The sequence below is a fragment of the Geobacillus sp. BMUD genome, assembly GCF_013096845.1.
Lineage (GTDB): Bacteria > Bacillota > Bacilli > Bacillales > Anoxybacillaceae > Geobacillus > Geobacillus vulcani.
The window spans coordinates 175588-191991 of sequence record NZ_SDLA01000001.1 but is presented as its reverse complement, the minus strand read 5'-3'; the positions used below and the strand labels follow the sequence as shown (position 1 = coordinate 191991).

17 protein-coding genes are annotated in these 16404 nt (G+C 52.5%); 5 read left to right on the top strand and 12 right to left on the bottom strand.

Going from position 1 to position 16404, the window contains the following annotated elements; all coding sequences use genetic code 11:
- Positions 1-13 precede the first annotated feature (13 nt).
- Together coxB and cyoE are read right to left on the bottom strand one after the other, a co-directional pair.
- Positions 14-1084 (bottom strand): cytochrome c oxidase subunit II, encoded by a 1071-nt coding sequence (gene coxB, locus ETC05_RS00910; protein WP_031410563.1) that lies wholly within the window; start codon positions 1082-1084, stop codon positions 14-16.
- Between the two features lie 77 nt (positions 1085-1161).
- Complete coding sequence (gene cyoE, locus ETC05_RS00905) at positions 1162-2091, bottom strand: heme o synthase (RefSeq protein ID WP_031410564.1); 930 nt, start codon at positions 2089-2091, stop codon at positions 1162-1164.
- Between the two features lie 392 nt (positions 2092-2483).
- On the opposite strand from cyoE, the gene ETC05_RS00900 reads away from it, so the two are divergent.
- Positions 2484-3437 carry a COX15/CtaA family protein gene (locus tag ETC05_RS00900; RefSeq protein WP_171660178.1) on the top strand — a complete coding sequence of 318 codons (954 nt, stop codon included), beginning with the start codon at positions 2484-2486 and terminating at the stop codon, positions 3435-3437.
- 75 nt (positions 3438-3512) lie between these two features.
- On the opposite strand, the gene pyc is transcribed toward ETC05_RS00900, so the two are convergent.
- The 3 genes from pyc to ETC05_RS00885 form a co-directional block, all read right to left on the bottom strand.
- Positions 3513-6956 (bottom strand): pyruvate carboxylase, encoded by a 3444-nt coding sequence (gene pyc / locus ETC05_RS00895; RefSeq protein ID WP_031410566.1) that lies wholly within the window; start codon positions 6954-6956, stop codon positions 3513-3515.
- A gap of 62 nt (positions 6957-7018) precedes the next feature.
- The gene (gene ftsW / locus ETC05_RS00890; protein ID WP_031410567.1) at positions 7019-8230 is read right to left on the bottom strand and encodes a putative lipid II flippase FtsW; all 1212 of its coding nucleotides are present in this window, start codon (positions 8228-8230) and stop codon (positions 7019-7021) included.
- A gap of 125 nt (positions 8231-8355) precedes the next feature.
- The gene (locus ETC05_RS00885; RefSeq protein WP_031410568.1) at positions 8356-8643 is read right to left on the bottom strand and encodes an Fpa/YlaN family protein; all 288 of its coding nucleotides are present in this window, start codon (positions 8641-8643) and stop codon (positions 8356-8358) included.
- Positions 8644-8805: 162 nt separating this feature from the next.
- Here ETC05_RS00885 and ETC05_RS00880 point away from each other — a divergent pair, with 162 nt between their 5' ends.
- Positions 8806-9312 carry a molybdopterin-binding protein gene (locus tag ETC05_RS00880; protein ID WP_031410569.1) on the top strand — a complete coding sequence of 169 codons (507 nt, stop codon included), beginning with the start codon at positions 8806-8808 and terminating at the stop codon, positions 9310-9312.
- A gap of 135 nt (positions 9313-9447) precedes the next feature.
- On the opposite strand, the gene ETC05_RS00875 is transcribed toward ETC05_RS00880, so the two are convergent.
- Positions 9448-10779 carry a PhoH family protein gene (locus ETC05_RS00875; RefSeq protein ID WP_031410570.1) on the bottom strand — a complete coding sequence of 444 codons (1332 nt, stop codon included), beginning with the start codon at positions 10777-10779 and terminating at the stop codon, positions 9448-9450.
- 133 nt (positions 10780-10912) lie between these two features.
- Between ETC05_RS00875 and ETC05_RS00870 the strand changes: the two genes are divergently transcribed.
- Complete coding sequence (locus ETC05_RS00870) at positions 10913-11515, top strand: YhcN/YlaJ family sporulation lipoprotein (protein ID WP_031410571.1); 603 nt, start codon at positions 10913-10915, stop codon at positions 11513-11515.
- Positions 11516-11772: 257 nt separating this feature from the next.
- Complete coding sequence (locus ETC05_RS00865) at positions 11773-11973, top strand: YlaI family protein (RefSeq protein ID WP_013145887.1); 201 nt, start codon at positions 11773-11775, stop codon at positions 11971-11973.
- 59 nt (positions 11974-12032) lie between these two features.
- Here the strand turns inward: ETC05_RS00865 and ETC05_RS00860 are convergent, their stop codons facing one another.
- From ETC05_RS00860 to typA, 3 genes are all read right to left on the bottom strand, one after another.
- Entirely contained in the window at positions 12033-12314 is a 282-nt protein-coding gene (locus ETC05_RS00860) for a hypothetical protein (protein WP_031410572.1), read from the bottom strand.
- Positions 12311-12619 carry a YlaH-like family protein gene (locus ETC05_RS00855; RefSeq protein WP_031410573.1) on the bottom strand — a complete coding sequence of 103 codons (309 nt, stop codon included), beginning with the start codon at positions 12617-12619 and terminating at the stop codon, positions 12311-12313. Before ETC05_RS00855 ends, ETC05_RS00860 begins: the two co-directional genes overlap by 4 nt.
- A gap of 90 nt (positions 12620-12709) precedes the next feature.
- Positions 12710-14554, bottom strand: coding sequence for a translational GTPase TypA (gene typA / locus ETC05_RS00850; protein WP_031410574.1), 1845 nt, complete (start codon positions 14552-14554; stop codon positions 12710-12712).
- A 117-nt stretch (positions 14555-14671) separates the two neighbouring features.
- Here typA and ETC05_RS00845 point away from each other — a divergent pair, with 117 nt between their 5' ends.
- A complete protein-coding gene (locus tag ETC05_RS00845) occupies positions 14672-14842 on the top strand; it encodes a DUF5325 family protein (RefSeq protein ID WP_162176100.1) in 171 nt (56 codons plus the stop codon).
- A gap of 51 nt (positions 14843-14893) precedes the next feature.
- Here ETC05_RS00845 and ETC05_RS00840 read toward each other — a convergent pair whose 3' ends face one another.
- The 3 genes from ETC05_RS00840 to ETC05_RS00830 all read right to left on the bottom strand — a co-directional run bounded on the left by ETC05_RS00840 (position 14894) and on the right by ETC05_RS00830 (position 16403).
- The gene (locus tag ETC05_RS00840; RefSeq protein ID WP_031410575.1) at positions 14894-15688 is read right to left on the bottom strand and encodes an inositol monophosphatase family protein; all 795 of its coding nucleotides are present in this window, start codon (positions 15686-15688) and stop codon (positions 14894-14896) included.
- 109 nt (positions 15689-15797) lie between these two features.
- Entirely contained in the window at positions 15798-16013 is a 216-nt protein-coding gene (locus tag ETC05_RS00835) for a hypothetical protein (protein WP_013523313.1), read from the bottom strand.
- Positions 16014-16109: 96 nt separating this feature from the next.
- A complete protein-coding gene (locus tag ETC05_RS00830; RefSeq protein WP_031410576.1) occupies positions 16110-16403 on the bottom strand; it encodes a UPF0223 family protein in 294 nt (97 codons plus the stop codon).
- Position 16404 lies beyond the last annotated feature (1 nt).

Sequence of the window (16404 nt, the reverse complement as noted above, 5' to 3'; positions counted from 1 at the left end):
TCCTTTTCATGCTTTATTCCACTTTTAAGCTCATCAAGTATTTCGTCAATGCATCAATTTGCTCTTCCGTCAAGTGGCCATATGTACCCGCCATTTTATTTCCAGGCTTCACGCTATTCGGGTCTCTCAACCATTTTTTCAGATTTTCTTCGTTATGCTCCAAAATACCGGCGATTCGTTCGCGATCGCCAAAGTTCGCCAAGTTCGGCGCTGTGCGCGCTTGCACCGGACGCTTGTCCACAGGCGTCACCGCATGGCAGCCAATACAGCTTTTGTTGAAAATCGCTTCCCCTTCTTTGGCGACCGGGTCGGTGACAACCGGTTTTTTCGCGTTTTGCATCTTTTTCACCCAGGCGTCAAACTGGTCGCGCGGCAATGGTCGAACTTTAAAGTCCATCAGCGCATGGGATGGACCGCAAAGCTCCGCACATTTGCCGTAAAAGACACCGCCGGCTTTATCGGTCGCTTTTTGGTCAAAAACAAGCCAAAATTGGTTTTTGTTGTCGGTGTTTGTGTCCATTTTGCCGCCGACCGCCGGAATCCAGAACGAGTGTTTGACATCCGACGCAATCAAGTTGAAATACACTTTTTCATTCGTCGGCACGACCAAGTCTTGGCTCGTGATAATGCCATAATCCGGATATTCAAACTCCCACCAGTATTGGTTGGCGCGAACATTGACGATAACTGTATCCTTATCGCGGTTTTTGTCGTTCATCGCCTTGACATCAGCCAGTTTAAACGTGGTCGATACTGTCGGCACCGCCAAAATGAGCAAGAGAATGATCGGAATGACAGTCCAAATAATTTCCAGCTTGTGGTTTCCTTCCACTTGTTTCGGAATCTTCTTCTCTTCCCCCTGGCGCCGCCGAAAGCGGATGACAACGTAAACGAAGATGATCGCCACGACAACAATGACGAGCACCATGATCGATGTGCTCAACAACATGAGCGAATACTGCATGTCCGCCACTTCACCGGCAGGCTGGAGCGTCGATAAAAACGGCTTGCCGCAGCCGGCGAGCAACAGCGCCATCATCCCAAACAGGGAAAATAAGCGCCAGTTACGCAGCCCTTTCTTCATAGCCTAATCAAACCCCTCTTTCTTTGATGGATAAATGTATATAAATTCTTTCACTAAAGAAAGAATTTTATCTTAATTCACCAAAGCGTCGCGATGACCATCGCCACGAACAAAATCGTCAAATAGTTGAGCGAATAGACGAACATCCACTTCGCCCATTTGAGGTCATCTTTCATTTTCAAGCCCACCAATCCCAACAGCAGCCACCCGACATTGAGCAACGTGGCTACCGTTAAAAACGGCACACCGAGCGAAAACAAGTAAAACGGCAACGGCAGCAAACATGCCACCCAAACAATAATTTGCCGCTTCGTCATGGCAAACCCATGGACAACCGGCAGCATCGGGATGCCGGCAGCTCGGTATTCCTCACACCGCCTCATGGCCAACGCCAAAAAGTGCGGCGGCTGCCATAAGAACATAATTAAAAATAAAATAAGCGGAACAACATGAAAATCCGGGTCGACCGCCGTCCAGCCGATGACCGGCGGCACAGCGCCGGAAATGCTGCCGACAACGGTGTTGATCGTATAATGGCGCTTCGTCCAAAGCGTGTATAAGAAGACATACGTCACCACACCGATCAATCCGACGACTGCAGCCGTAACCGTTGTCATAAGCAGGCTCATCTCACCGATCACGACAAGCGCCGCCCCAAGCCAAAGCACCCGCCGTGGATCCATTGTCCCGGTGACGGTCGGGCGCACTTTCGTCCGCTCCATATATTGGTCGATGTCGCGGTCAATATAGTTGTTGATGGCGCATGAGCCAGCAATGACAAGCGCCGCTCCAAACAGCGTGAAAAAGACAAGATGCAAGTTTTCCAAAAAGTGCTCCCCGGTAAAATAAAACGCCAGCCACATTCCGGCGAATGTCGTAATTAAATTCGAATTGACGATTCCGATTTTGATAACAGACGACAGCTCTTTCCATATCGCCTTCACGCTCGCCTGCGGACGATGCCCCGCATCGGCTGCGGCTTGATGCACCGCTTTCAAATCGGCCATGTCTCCTGTTCCTCCTCGCTGCGCCGCTCCTTGCCCGGCCGGCGCCGTGATGTTGCCTGAAATTCTTTCCAACGCCAAATAGTAAAAACGGGCTGTTTCCTCTTTATATTAAATCACATTTTTTTCTCATCATGTGAATTTTTTTTGAATAATTTGTGTCAAATTTTGTGTCAAATTTTTGAATCCGTACACGCCGACCGGCTTATCCGCCCGTCCCATTAATATTTCTAGCAAACTTAATCGACTTATTCAATATGCAAACGCCATTTTGTGTTTCCGGCCGCCATCGTGTAAAATAGATTTGGCTTAGCAGCACGGTTGGCTGCAATAAAATCCATCACTTTACTAATATGGACAAAATCCCAATTTCTCAATACAAGAAGGTGAAGATTTTGCAACGTTCACTGAAATGGTTTGCCTCGGCAACCACGTTGGCGATGCTGTTTGTCCTGATCGGCGGGGCGCTCGTGACCAAAACCGGCTCCGGCATGGGGTGCGGCCGATCATGGCCGCTGTGCAACGGCCAATGGGTGCCTGACCACATCACACCCGAACTCGTCATTGAGTTGAGCCACCGCCTCATCTCCGGGCTTGCCGGCATCATGGTGCTCATCCTTTCGATCTGGGCGTGGAGAGCCATTGGCCATGTGCGGGAAACGAAGTTTTTGGCTGTCCTATCGTTTGTCTTTCTCGTCTTGCAAGGGCTGATCGGCGCCGCCGCGGTTGTGTGGGGGCAGTCCGATTTCGTCCTCGCCTTGCATTTCGGCATTTCGCTCATTTCGTTTGCTGCTGTGCTGCTGTTGACGCTATTGATTTTTGAAATTGACAAAACGTTTTCCGCCGCTTCGCTTTCCCTTGACGGCAAAATGCGGTTTCATATTTATGGCATCATCATTTACTCGTACATCGTCGTCTACACCGGGGCGTTGGTGCGCCATACGAACGCCAGCCTCGCTTGTCCGAGCTGGCCGCTGTGCGCGAAAACGCGCATCTTCCCGGTTCAATTTCATGAATGGGTGCAGATGGGCCATCGGTTGGCTGCTGCCGTCATCGTCATTTGGATCGCCGCCGCCGCGATCCATGCCGTGCGCCATTATCGCGAGCAGCCGGTCATCTACTACGGGTGGCTGATCGCCCTTTTTCTCGTGCTCGCGCAAATGACGACTGGAGCGCTTGTCGTGTTTACGCAGCTGAATTTATACATTGCCTTGGCACATGCCTTTTTCATTTCCTGCCTGTTCGGTGTGCTCAGCTATTTATTGCTTTTGGCGCTCCGCACCCGCCGCGCGCCGGTAAAAGCCGCCGACCATTCAGCGCGGGAAGCGGCGCCGGCCACGTTGAAATGACGTTCGTCGGTCCGCAAACCAAAAGGGATGCCCGCAAAAACGTGGGCATCCCTTTTTTGTGCGGTACAGACCGTTTCATTTGGACAGCTCGATCAGCAAATCCCCCGCTTGAATGGCGTCGCCGCTTTTGACGTAAATGTCTTTGACAATGCCGGCAAACGGCGCCTGCACCGTCGTTTCCATCTTCATCGCTTCCGTGACCATTAAATGGTCGCCTTTGTCGACTTTTTCCCCTTTCTCCACGAGCACTTTCACCACCGTGCCCGGCATGGTTGCGGCAATGTGGTTCGGATTCGTCCGATCGGCCTTGATGCGCTCAGCGACGGCCGCTTTGATGCTTTCATCGCGGATGATGACTTCGCGCGGCTGGCCGTTCAGCTCGAAGTAAACGACGCGCGTGCCGTCCGCCTGCGGCTGGCCGATCGACACCAGCTTGACAATGAGCGTTTTGCCGCGCTCGATCTCCACTTCGATCTCCTCGCCAAGGCGCATGCCATACAGGAACGTCGGCGTATCAAGCACCGAAATGTCGCCGTATTTTTCCACCGTTTCGGCATATTCCAAAAACACTTTCGGATAAAGCGCATAGGCAATGGCGTCAAAGTCGGTCACTTCGCGGCCAAGTTTGTCGTACAGCTCCCGCTTGATTTGCTCGAAATCAACCGGCTCAAGCAGCTCGCCCGGACGAACGGTGATCGGTTCGCGCCCTTTCAAAATAATGCGCTGCAACTCTTTCGGGAATCCACCGTGCGGCTGGCCTAAATAGCCTTCGAAAAACTCAACGACCGAGTCCGGGAAATTGAGCGTTTCGCCGCGTTCAAAAATGTCTTGCTCCGTCAAATTGTTTTGCACCATGTAAAGCGCCATATCGCCGACAACTTTCGATGACGGCGTCACTTTGACGATGTCGCCGAACAAGTCGTTGACGCGGCGATACATTTCTTTCACTTCATCCCACCGATCGCCGAGGCCGACCGCTTTTGCCTGCTGCTGCAGGTTGCTGTACTGGCCGCCTGGCATCTCATGCATGTATACTTCCGTATGCGGGGCGTTCATGCCGCTTTCAAACTCTTGGTAAAACTTGCGCACGTCTTCCCAATAGCGGGCCAACTGCTCCAAGCCGTAAATATCGACCTCCGGCGCCCGCTCCGTTCCTTCAAGCGCATAGTAGAGCGTATTGGCGCTCGGCTGTGACGTCAAGCCGGCCATCGAGCTGACGGCGACATCGACGATATCGACGCCGGCTTCGATCGCTTTGGCGTACGTATAAATGCCGTTGCCGCTCGTGTCATGCGTATGCAAATGGATCGGAATGTCGACCGTTTCCTTGAGCGCGGAAATGAGCACGTACGCCGCCTGCGGCTTCAGAAGGCCAGCCATATCCTTAATGCCTAAAATGTGCGCTCCGGCTTGCTCGAGCTCTTTCGCCAACGCTTTGTAATAATCCAAATTGTACTTCGGCCGGTTCGGGTCCAAAATATCGCCCGTATAGCAAATCGCCGCCTCGGCGATTTTGCCGCTTTGCCGGACGGCATCGATCGCCACCGTCATTCCTTTCACCCAGTTTAGGCTGTCGAAAATGCGGAACACATCGATGCCGGCCTGCGCTGATTTGTCGACGAACTCGCGGATGACGTTGTCGGGATAGTTTTTATACCCGACGGCGTTGGCCGAGCGGAGCAGCATCTGGAACAACACGTTCGGGATGCGCTCGCGCAGCTTGAGCAGCCGATCCCATGGATCTTCTTTCAAAAAACGATACGCCACGTCGAACGTCGCCCCGCCCCACATCTCAAGCGAGAATAAGTTGGGCAGCAAACGCGCCGTTGGCTCAGCGATCCGCAACAAGTCGATCGTGCGGACGCGCGTCGCGAGCAGCGACTGATGAGCATCGCGGAACGTCGTATCGGTGAGCAATACACGCGGCTGTTCTTGAATCCAGCGAACAAGCCCTTCAGGTCCGCGTTCATCCAAAATTTGCTTCGTTCCCGCTGGGATCGGCTCCGTTTGGCTCACCTTCGGCACGCGCGGTTTGTCAAACACCGGCTTTTTCTTTTTGCCGATGCCAGGGAAGCCGTTGACCGTCACGGTGCCGATGTACGTCAGCATTTTCGTCCCGCGGTCTTTTCGGCGCGGGAATACAAACAATTCCGGCGTCGTATCGATAAATGACGTATCGTATTCCCCGGACAAAAACTTCGGATGCTGCACGACGTTTTCCAAAAACGGAATGTTCGTTTTAATGCCGCGAATGCGGAATTCGCGCAAGTTGCGCAGCATTTTTCTCGCCGCCTGCTCAAACGTCAACGCCCATGTCGACACTTTGACGAGCAGCGAATCGTAATACGGCGTAATGACCGCCCCTTGGAAGCCATTGCCGGCGTCCAAGCGCACACCGAAGCCCCCGCCGGAACGATACGCCATAATTTTTCCCGTATCCGGCATAAAGTTGTTGAGCGGATCTTCGGTCGTCACCCGCGATTGAATGGCATAGCCGTTGATGCGGATGTCCTCCTGCTTTGGAATGCCGACTTCCGGGCTGTGGAGCGAAAAGCCGTCGGCGATTAAAATTTGCGACTGTACGATGTCAATCCCGGTGATCATTTCGGTGATCGTATGCTCAACTTGAATGCGCGGGTTGACTTCGATGAAATAAAACTCGTCGCCCGAAACGAGAAACTCGACCGTGCCGGCGTTGACGTAGCCGACGCTTTTCATCAGCTGCACCGCCGCCTCGCAAATGCGCTCGCGCAGCTCGTCCGACAACGAGACGCTCGGCGCGACCTCAACGACTTTTTGATGGCGGCGCTGCACCGAGCAGTCGCGTTCATAAAGGTGAACGATGTTTCCTTCGTGGTCGCCCAAAATTTGCACTTCAATGTGCTTCGGCTTTTCGATCAGCTTTTCAACATAAACGTCATCGCTGCCAAACGCTGCTTTCGCTTCCGACTTGGCCCGCTCAAACGCTTCCTTTACTTCCGACTTCGAGCGGACGATGCGCATGCCCCGGCCGCCGCCGCCAAGCGCCGCTTTAATGATGATCGGGTATCCGTGCGTCTCGGCAAAGCGGACAACGTCTTCAAGGCCACCGACCGGTCCATCGCTGCCTGGAATGACGGGAATGCCCGCCTTCATGGCCGCATGGCGCGCTTTCACTTTATCACCAAACATATCCAAATGATCTTCGTTCGGGCCGATGAAAATAATCCCCTCTTCGCGGCATCGTTTGGCAAATTGAATGTTTTCCGACAAAAACCCATAACCCGGATGGATGGCATCGACATCATGAGTTTTGGCGATCTCGATGATGCCTTCGATGTCCAAGTAGGCTTCGATCGGCTTTTTCCCTTCGCCGACCAAATATGCCTCATCCGCTTTGTAGCGGTGGTACGAGCCGACATCTTCCTTTGAATAAATCGCCACCGTGCGGATATCAAGCTCCGTGCAGGCGCGGAACACGCGAATGGCGATCTCTCCGCGGTTGGCTACCAGCACTTTGCGAATTCGTCTTGTCCTCATTCTGTCCCTCCTCCTTTATTTAATAAAAGTATAAAAGTTTTGCCGATTTGTAAATACACTTTCTAAAAAGTCAGACCTCTTTTCTGTCCACTGACCACCGTTTTTTCAGCTTTTTTATACCGTTGTTCGTATTTTGCAAACATAGAAATGTTTACAAGCAGACCGAGCGAAGCCATCGTCAGGACAAGCGACGTTCCCCCGTAGCTGACGAGCGGCAACGGCACCCCCGTAATCGGAATAAGGCCAACGACTCCCCCAACGTTAATGAACGTCTGAAAGCCGATCATGACGGAGATGCCGATCGCAAGCAGGCTCCCAAACGCATCGTGGGAGCGGCGGGCAATCCAAAGCCCGCGCAGCACGATAAACGCCAATAATCCAAGCGTGAACGCTACACCAAATAAGCCGAGCTCTTCGGCGATGACCGCCATAATAAAATCGGTGTGCGACTCTGGAAGGTAGCCGTATTTTTGAATGCCTTTGCCAAGCCCCACTCCTTTCAGCCCGCCAAGCCCAATCGCCAAATACGAATTGACGAGTTGGTAGCCATCGCCGTTTGCGTATTGAAAGGGATCCAAAAAGCTGTAAAGACGCGATATCCGCTCAGGAGAAAAAATTTTTTTGCCGGCAACCGGGAGCCAAAACGGTGACAGCACCGTCCCGATCAATGTAAAAAAAAGCAGCTGCTTCAGAAGCAACACGAGGCGCAAACCGGATGAAACAATGATGCACATCGCGATGACAAACACAATCGCCGCTGTTCCGAAGTCAGGCTGTATGGCAATCAAGAAACAAATCGCCAATGTATAATAAATAGGGAACAAATTGCTTTTCACCGGCTCGGCCAGCCGCTTTCGCTTGTTGGCGAACGCTGCGGCCAAGTATAAAATCAGGCCGAGCTTCGCGAGCTCCGCCGGTTGGATCGAGAGCGCCCCGACGCGAAACCAGCTTGTTGCATTGTTGGCCGTATGGCCGAGAAAGGCCACGGCGATAAGCATCAATGGAGAAGCAAAAAAGACGAGTTTCACCCATCGCTCTGCCCGCCACACTTTATACGGAATCGCCATCATAATGGCGAACGCGATGAATCCGGCAATCAACCACAGCTTTTGTCGTTCGTAAAAATAGTCGCTTGGCACTTCAAAGCGGATGACAGCGGTGACCATGCTCGAGCTGTACACCATAATCAACCCGAACAACGACAACATAATGACCGCAACAATCAGCGGATAATCATAGCACTTCAATACCTTTTTCCATAATTGTCGTTCCATCGTTCCTCTTCCCTGTGAACATGTATGTACTTAAAACCATTCGCAGCGGCGCGCCGTTTTCCTGCCGAAAAACAGAAAAACTCAAACGACGGGAAACCAATCGTTTGAGTTGTTTTATATATCCTTTATCGCACGCGCTTTTTGGCCACGGCCTCGTGCAACGCGGAAAGTTCGCGCTCAAGCCGATCAAGGAGCTCCTTTCCGTCTTTCGCCTCCACAAGCCCGAGGCGTACGGCAAAATCAATTTCCCGTGACAAACCGAACATTTGCGTATCAAGCACTTCTTCATACACTGGACATTGCGGCATCGTCAAATGGTCCATTTGCACGCGGATGAGTTGGATGATTTTCTCTGCATCCGCTTGTAAAAGCGCGTACGCCTTCTCCCGATAGCTCATCGATTCATCCGTCACATCGATCCCTCCGTTCTCTCCCCTATCCTTCTTTACATCTTAACGTGAAACAAGCCATTTTGCAAGTTGAAACCGTTGACAGCAACCCGGCCTGAAACATGACAAGCCCTTTATTTATTATTATACTAAAAACGGTGGGAACATGCAGAGGAGAGGTGTTTCATGAACGATATTATTGTGCTGACAGGAAAGGTGAAGTTTACGATCACGCTTGATCCCGGCGTCTGGATTTTCGACGACCGGAAAGTGGACATGGAGGCGTATTTCTCGGGAACGACTCCACAGCTGGCGGAAGCGGAGCAGGAGGACGAGGAAATCAAAAAGCTGTCGGCATTTTGGGATCGGGAAATTCAAGAGGGCGCTGTTTTTCCGCCGACGTTGAAAACGGAGCGGCGCTTTTTGAAGGAAAAAATCATCACTGGCTCATTCGGCATGCCGTTTGCCCCGTTTTTGCGAAATGCTGAGCCGCTTGAAGACGCGTCTGAACTTGTTATTGAAACGGAACACGGAGAAACAGTGATCCCTCTGGAAAAAGCATACGACCTAATTTTCGCTTTTTCCAAAAACGGAAAACCGTTGCGCGACGACGGTCCGGTGCACATTTATTTTGGCGACAGCTCCAACCGTGAAACGCCAATCACCCATGTGCGCCGGCTTGTCGTCCGATGACCAGGTGCCTCTCGACAAAGGAGCGCCCCGGTGTTTCGACCGGCCGCCCAACACGTTTGGACTAACGGCGTTGGGCGGCTGGACATTTTCAACAGGTGTTGCACGGCTCATTCGTCTTTTGGTTCAAACATCCGGCTACAACAAATCCGCGGCAAGCTGGGCGAGCGCCGAACGCTCTCCTTTGACAAGCCGGATATGACCGGCGATTTTTTGGTCTTTAAACTTTTCGACGACGTACGTCAACCCGTTATTATATTCATCCAAATATGGATGGTCGATCTGTTCCGGGTCACCCATTAAAATGATTTTGCTTTTCTCCCCGACGCGCGTCAAAATCGTCTTCACTTCATGCTTTGTTAAATTTTGCGCCTCATCAATGATGATAAACTGCTCCGGCAGGCTCCGGCCGCGGATGTACGTGAGCGCCTCGACTTCAATCGAACTCATACCGGCTAAAATCGCATCGAGCTCCCCCGGTTTTTTTGTGTTGAACAAGTATTCCAAATTATCAAAAATCGGCTGCATCCACGGGCGCAGCTTTTCTTCCTTTTCCCCTGGAAGAAAGCCGAGATCTTTCCCCATCGGCACAATGGGCCGGGCGACGAGCAATTTTTTGTATGTGCGGAAATCTTCCGTTTGCATCAACCCGGCGGCAAGGGCAAGCAACGTCTTGCCCGTCCCGGCTTTGCCGATTAGCGTCACAAGCGGAATGTCGTCGCGCATGAGAAGCTCAAACGCCATCGTCTGCTGCACGTTGCGCGGACGAATGCCCCATATATGTTCGTGATGAAAGGTGAGCTTTTTGACTTTTTTTCCATTTTGGTCGACGATGCCGATCGCCGACGCCGAGCTGCCAAACGCGTCTTTCATAATGATGAACTGGTTCGGATAAAACGGGTGATCGGCGATGTCAGCAAGCACAAGCTCCCCTTTGTCGTAAAACCGCTGCAGGTGGTCCTTTCCTATGTACAGCTCCAAAAATCCGCTGTAAATATGGTCGACGTCGACGACGCGGTCGCTTAAAAAGTCTTCTGCCTGCAGCCCGATGGCATCCGCTTTGACGCGCACGAGCGCATCTTTGCTCACCAAAATGACGGAGCGTCCATCTTCCTTCGCCTGCTCTTCAAGCGATAAATTTTTCGCCACCGCCAAAATGCGGTTGTCATTTGTTTTTTCGACAAAAATTTCTTGAAGTTGATGAAACGAACGATGGTTCAATTCGATACGCAGCGCCCCTCCGTTTTCCAGCGGAATTTTTTCATGCAGCTTCCCGTTTTCGCGCAGACGGTCGATGAGCTTTGACACTTGGCGAGCATTTCTCCCAATTTCATCCATATAACGTTTTTTCGAATCCACTTCCTCAAGCACGACCGCCGGAATGACGACCTCATTATCCTCAAACGCGAAAATCGAATACGGGTCTTGCAAGAGTACATTCGTATCGAGCACGTAAATTTTTTTTCCCAAATTCCGCTTCCCCCCATGTGAGTTTTTCACGTTTTTCCGTTGGATGGGAATGGCTGTAATACAACATATGAAAACATGTATAAAGATAGAAGGACATTTGCAAACTAAAGAAAAAAAGTCGAGGTGGCCCATCATGAAGAGAAACTGCTGGCTCGCTGCTTTTTTCCTTCCTTTTTTGCTTTTGAGCGGCTGTACGTTAGGAAACGATCGTGAAGCAAATGAGACGAATCGTTCGCTCGTACGCGTCAAAAATACGGTCGATGAACATATCGAGAACAAATCCGGACAAGAAATCGCCCGCCGGCTGGCGGAAATCGCCGACCGTGTTCCAAACGTTCACAATGCCACCGCGCTCGTCGTCGGCAAATATGCCATCGTCGGCATTGACGTCGGCGCCAATCTGGACGCTTCGCGCGTCGGCACCATCAAATATTCCGTTGCTGAAGCATTGCAAAAAGATCCGTACGGCGCGAACGCCATTATTGTTGCCGACCCGGATCTTTACACCCGCGTGCGCAACATCGGCCGGCAAATTGATGAGGGGCGGCCGGTGCAAGCGTTCATGAACGAAATCGCCGACATCGTCGGACGAGTGATGCCGGAAGTGCCGAGCGATTTGTTTGAAACGACGCCGAAGCCGACCGAAGAAAACGACGGGCAGCTGAACGAACGGGAGGAGCGGCAGCTGAACGAACAGCAAAACAAGCAATCGAACGAACATTTAAAAGGCCGGTGAAAAACGAGCATTTTTGCCAAATCGATGGAGTTCGTCGAGAAAGAAGAGCCGATTTTACAAGGCTTTTCAACTTGAAGTTGCTTTTTCATGAAATCGCCGGCCCTTTAAGGTGTCATGAAACGAAAAATGCGACCCATTCCCGGGGCGGACAACGGAAGTGAAAGGCATTTGAATCAACAAATGCTGGCAGGAAATATGGTATAATGGGAACGGGAGAACACCCCACCATTTCGCGTTTGGATGTATTGAGGTGAACAATGAGAGTCAAATGCGTGCTTTGCGACCAAATCGATACGATCGACGATGAATCGCCGCTCGCCAAGCGGCTGCGCAACCGCCCGATCCACACGTATATGTGCCGCGAATGCCATGACCGCATCACCGAAAAAACGAAACAGCGGCTGGCAACAGGAAAGTTCCGCTTCTATCGCGGCCGCCGCGCAGACGATGATTGGTGATCCCGCAAAAAAAAACGGTGCGGAAGAGCGATCGCTTTTCCGCGCCGTTTTGATTGTCATCATCCATACTTTTCCGGTTCGGCTTCAATCTGCCGCCACATCGCCTCAGCGAGCTCAAGCGGGAAACACGCCGCCTTTGTTTCCCCGCCGTGCACATATTCGACGATGTATTGCCCATTCGTTTCATCTTTGACGGCGTCTACAGCCGTCACACCAAAGTCGTTTTCCAAGATGCCGCGGAAAAACGCAGCCGTATCGCACGCGGCCGCATCGTGCGGACGGGCTTTGGCGACGATGTGGATCGTCAGCCAGTTATAAAGAGCATCTTGCACGGATTTCATGACTTTTCTCCCTCTTTCGCCTGCTTCAAGCGCACTTTATAAATGATTAATACGAGGGCGGCGACGGCCAATCCTTCTGCCACCGGCAAAAAGACGGCAAAAAAGGTCAAAATCGTGCAACCGAGCGCCAGCAATACGTAAATGATGACGTTTTTCAACAATGGCAGGCGGCGGGCAAAACCGAGCCGATACACAAGCGCGGCAAGCAACAGCACCGTCACATACAATAGCCACATACCGCGCTCAGGATCATCGTGCACCTTATAAAGCGAGGCGAAAAACGTGAGCCGTTCGAGCACATTCACACCATTCCCCTCCCCTTCATCCGAATAGCGCCCTTCTCCAAGGCGTGTTCGATTGTTCGCAACCCCCAGACGCGCGCATGGCGCTTCCGGCTATTTCGCTTGCTCGACCGCTTTCTTTTTCTTCTCCGCCTTTTCACGCTCGCTTTTATTCAAGATTTTTTTGCGCAACCGGATCGAGGTTGGTGTCACTTCACAATATTCGTCGTCATTCAAATACTCGAGCGCTTCTTCAAGCGTCAACAGACGCGGCTTTTTCATCGTCACCGTCTGCTCTTTCGTCGACGAACGCATATTGGTCACATGTTTTTCGCGGCAAATGTTGACGACCAGGTCATTTTCGCGGTTATGCTCGCCGACGATCATCCCTTCGTACACTTCAGTGCCCGGCTCAACAAAAATCGTGCCGCGGTCCTCAAGCTGCATGATGCTGTAAGCCGTCGCCTTTCCAGTTTCCATCGAGACGAGCACCCCTTGGCGGCGGCCGCCGATGGCGCCAGGCTGCACGGGGGCATAATGATCAAACGAATGGCTTAAAATTCCATATCCGCGCGTCAACGACATAAATTCGCTCCGATAACCGATCAAGCCGCGCGACGGCACAAGGAAGACGAGACGAACCTGCCCGTTGTCGCCGTGCACCATATCGACGAGCTCGCCCTTGCGGCTGCCAAGCGACTCCATGATCGCTCCCGTATATTCCTCCGGAATGTCAATAACGACCCGCTCGATCGGCTCGCACGTGACACCGTCAATCTCTTTTAGAATGACTTCCGGCTTCGACACTTGCAGTTCGTATCCTTCGCGGCGCATGCTTTCAATCAAAATCGCCAAATGAAGCTCTCCGCGGCCCGAGACAACCCACGCATCCGGCGACTCGGTCGGCTCCACGCGCAGGCTGACATCCGTCTCTAGCTGGGTGCGAAGCCGCTCCTCCAACTTTCTCGCCGTCACGTATTTGCCTTCGCGCCCCGCAAACGGGCTGTTATTGACGAGAAACGTCATTTTCAACGTCGGCTCATCGATGTGAAGCGGCGGCAACGGCTCTTGGTGGTCGGGCGGGCAAACCGTTTCACCAACATTGATGTCCTCCATCCCGGCGACCGCGACGATGTCGCCAGCGTATGCTTCCTCAATCTCAATCCGCTTCAACCCAATAAAACCAAACAGCTTCGTGACACGAAACATCTTGACTGCACCGTCGCGCTTGATCAGTGCCACTTGCTGGCCGGTTTTCATCGTACCGCGGAAAATGCGGCCGACGCCAATGCGCCCCACGTATTCATTATAGTCGAGCAGCGCCACTTGAAACTGCAACGGTTCATTGCGGTTGTCCGTCGGCGCAGGAATATAGCGGATGATCGTTTCAAACAAGATGGTCATATCGCCGTCCTGACGGTCTGGGTCAAGGCTTGCCGTCCCACGCAACGCCGATGTGTATACAACCGGAAACTCCAACTGCTCCTCGGAAGCGCCCAGTTCGATAAACAGGTCGATCACCTCATCGACAACTTCGGCCGGGCGAGCGAATTCGCGGTCGATTTTGTTGACGACGACAATCGGCACAAGCTGCTGCTCAAGCGCCTTTTTCAGCACGAACCGCGTTTGCGGCATGCAGCCTTCATACGCATCGACGACAAGCAAGACGCCGTCGACAAGGCGCATGATTCGCTCGACTTCCCCCCCGAAATCAGCGTGTCCCGGCGTATCCAAAATGTTGATGCGCGTTCCTTTATACAGGACAGCGGTGTTTTTTGCCAAAATCGTAATGCCGCGCTCCCGCTCCAAATCATTGCGGTCAAGCGCCCGCTCCTCGACTTGTTCGTTTTCACGAAACGTCCCCGACTGCCGAAGCAGTTGGTCAACGAGCGTCGTTTTCCCATGGTCGACGTGGGCGATGATGGCGATGTTGCGAAGATCGTTTCGTCTGTGCGTCAATGTCGGTCACTCCTGTTCGGCAAACTGCTTGTCTATTATATCACAACCGATAGAAAATCGGCATGTTTTCCGGTACACTAGAACAAGACGCCACTCTGCATGAAAGGAGTCAACGAAATGAAACGAATCGAACCTGTGCCGCTGTTGCTCGCCATTCTTGCCGTCGCCGCCATCATGGGGATCGGCGTCTTCATCGCCGAGCAAAGTTTGCTCGGCATCGCTGCTTCCACGCTCATCTTCATCGCCGCCATGGGCGCCGGGTTCGCTCATAAAAAACGGACGCGCTGAAAAGCGGGACAAGCTGGATGCTTGTCCCGCTTTTCGCGATTTCACGCCTCATCAACAGTGAAGATAGCGTCGCAAAATTTCTTCGTGCACTCCGGGTTTCGCAGCAAGCACCGAATTGCAGCCAAGCAGATCCAGCGGCTTCCCGTCAAGGGTCGTCACCATTCCGCCCGCTTCCTCAATCAAAATCATCCCGCCGGCGAAATCCCATGGCGACAGGCGCGGCGAAATGTAGGCGTCCAAACGGCCGGCGGCCACATACGCGAGCTCAAGCGCCGCTGAACCATACGAGCGCGTGCCGCGCGCCTCTTTCGCCAGCCTCATGAGCGGGCGATGATCGAGACGCTTGTTTTCCATGAGCCATGTCCCGTTGATGGCGATGATCGACTCCGCCACTGGCGCGGGCCGCAGGCGGCCGAGCGGCTCGCCGTTCAAAAACAGCCCTCGCCCTTTTTGCGCCGCATACAGTTCGTCAAACACGACGTCATACACGTAGCCGAGCTGCCCGACACCATCTTCAAAAATGCCGATCGATACAGCAAAATGGCGCTGCTGATGAACGAAATTCATTGTGCCGTCAATCGGGTCAATTACCCAGACAACGCCGTCCAAGACATCGACCCGATCGCCGAACCCTTCTTCCCCCAACAGGCGGTGGCTAGGGAACTGGCGGCGGATGTGCTCGGCGAAAAACTGCTCAATGGCGCGGTCAACGTTCGTCACTAAGTCGTTTGGGGTCTCTTTCGCTTCCACTGTCAGCTGCTCCGTAAATGAGGCGCGGATTTGCTTTCCTGCTTCGTCGATCCATTGCCGGGCGTATCGGTCGATTTCTTCCCATTTTTCTGTCATATTGATTCCTCCTGCCTTCGGTTATGTATAGATCGCAACCGGAGAAAGGGGAGGCGGATGCGGCTCAAGAAAAAAACGAACCGGAAAGATGGTTCGCCTTAAATCAGGATCATACTTGAAGGCGCATCAGTTCTTGGCGGAGCTTTTCAAGCCGCCGCTTGCACTCTTTTTTCTTTTCTTCGTCGTTTTCCATCATGGCCTCGTACAGCGTCGCTAATTCGTAATCGAGTTCGAGCCGCAACACCGCCATGCGTTTGTCTCCATCCGGCCGCTTCAGCGAATTGGCGGTTTTTTTCATATTCGTCCGCACCCCTTTCCCTATCATCCGCTAAACTTCCGGCGCCCGTCACGAATGTACTGCTTCATGTTGTTTTATATTATATTATGTGGAAAAAGGGGTGTATGCAACTAATTTGTGCGTTTACCTACCGCGCTTCCCTTGTGGCTCGATTCGAATCCAATCACCGTTTTTTGCCTCTTTCGCCTGCTTCATGACCGCATAGGACGAGTAGCCGCTTTCTTTTTCAAATTCGGCATACAGTCGGTTTTCCTCGCTTTTCGATGGGACGATCTCTTTGAAACGACGGTAGACAGCCATCAGCTCCTCGCGCCTCATCCCCCGCTCATAGACCGTTTCGATCGCTGTGAAAAATTTGATGACATCAATGATTTCTTGTATTGACCAGTCGTAGGAAAATGGATAGGAATAACCCATT

Excerpts from the sequence above, each read along its gene's own strand:
- coxB (WP_031410563.1), bottom strand. The coding sequence starts at position 1,084 with ATGAAGAAAGGGCTGCGTAACTGGCGCTTATTTTCCCTGTTTGGGATG.
- cyoE (WP_031410564.1), bottom strand. The coding sequence starts at position 2,091 with ATGGCCGATTTGAAAGCGGTGCATCAAGCCGCAGCCGATGCGGGGCAT.
- pyc (WP_031410566.1), bottom strand. The coding sequence starts at position 6,956 with ATGAGGACAAGACGAATTCGCAAAGTGCTGGTAGCCAACCGCGGAGAG.
- ftsW (WP_031410567.1), bottom strand. The coding sequence starts at position 8,230 with ATGGAACGACAATTATGGAAAAAGGTATTGAAGTGCTATGATTATCCG.
- ETC05_RS00880 (WP_031410569.1), top strand. The coding sequence starts at position 8,806 with ATGAACGATATTATTGTGCTGACAGGAAAGGTGAAGTTTACGATCACG.
- ETC05_RS00870 (WP_031410571.1), top strand. The coding sequence starts at position 10,913 with ATGAAGAGAAACTGCTGGCTCGCTGCTTTTTTCCTTCCTTTTTTGCTT.
- ETC05_RS00865 (WP_013145887.1), top strand. The coding sequence starts at position 11,773 with ATGAGAGTCAAATGCGTGCTTTGCGACCAAATCGATACGATCGACGAT.
- ETC05_RS00860 (WP_031410572.1), bottom strand. The coding sequence starts at position 12,314 with ATGAAATCCGTGCAAGATGCTCTTTATAACTGGCTGACGATCCACATC.
- ETC05_RS00845 (WP_162176100.1), top strand. The coding sequence starts at position 14,672 with ATGAAACGAATCGAACCTGTGCCGCTGTTGCTCGCCATTCTTGCCGTC.
- ETC05_RS00840 (WP_031410575.1), bottom strand. The coding sequence starts at position 15,688 with ATGACAGAAAAATGGGAAGAAATCGACCGATACGCCCGGCAATGGATC.
- ETC05_RS00835 (WP_013523313.1), bottom strand. The coding sequence starts at position 16,013 with ATGATAGGGAAAGGGGTGCGGACGAATATGAAAAAAACCGCCAATTCG.
- ETC05_RS00830 (WP_031410576.1), bottom strand. The coding sequence starts at position 16,403 with ATGGGTTATTCCTATCCATTTTCCTACGACTGGTCAATACAAGAAATC.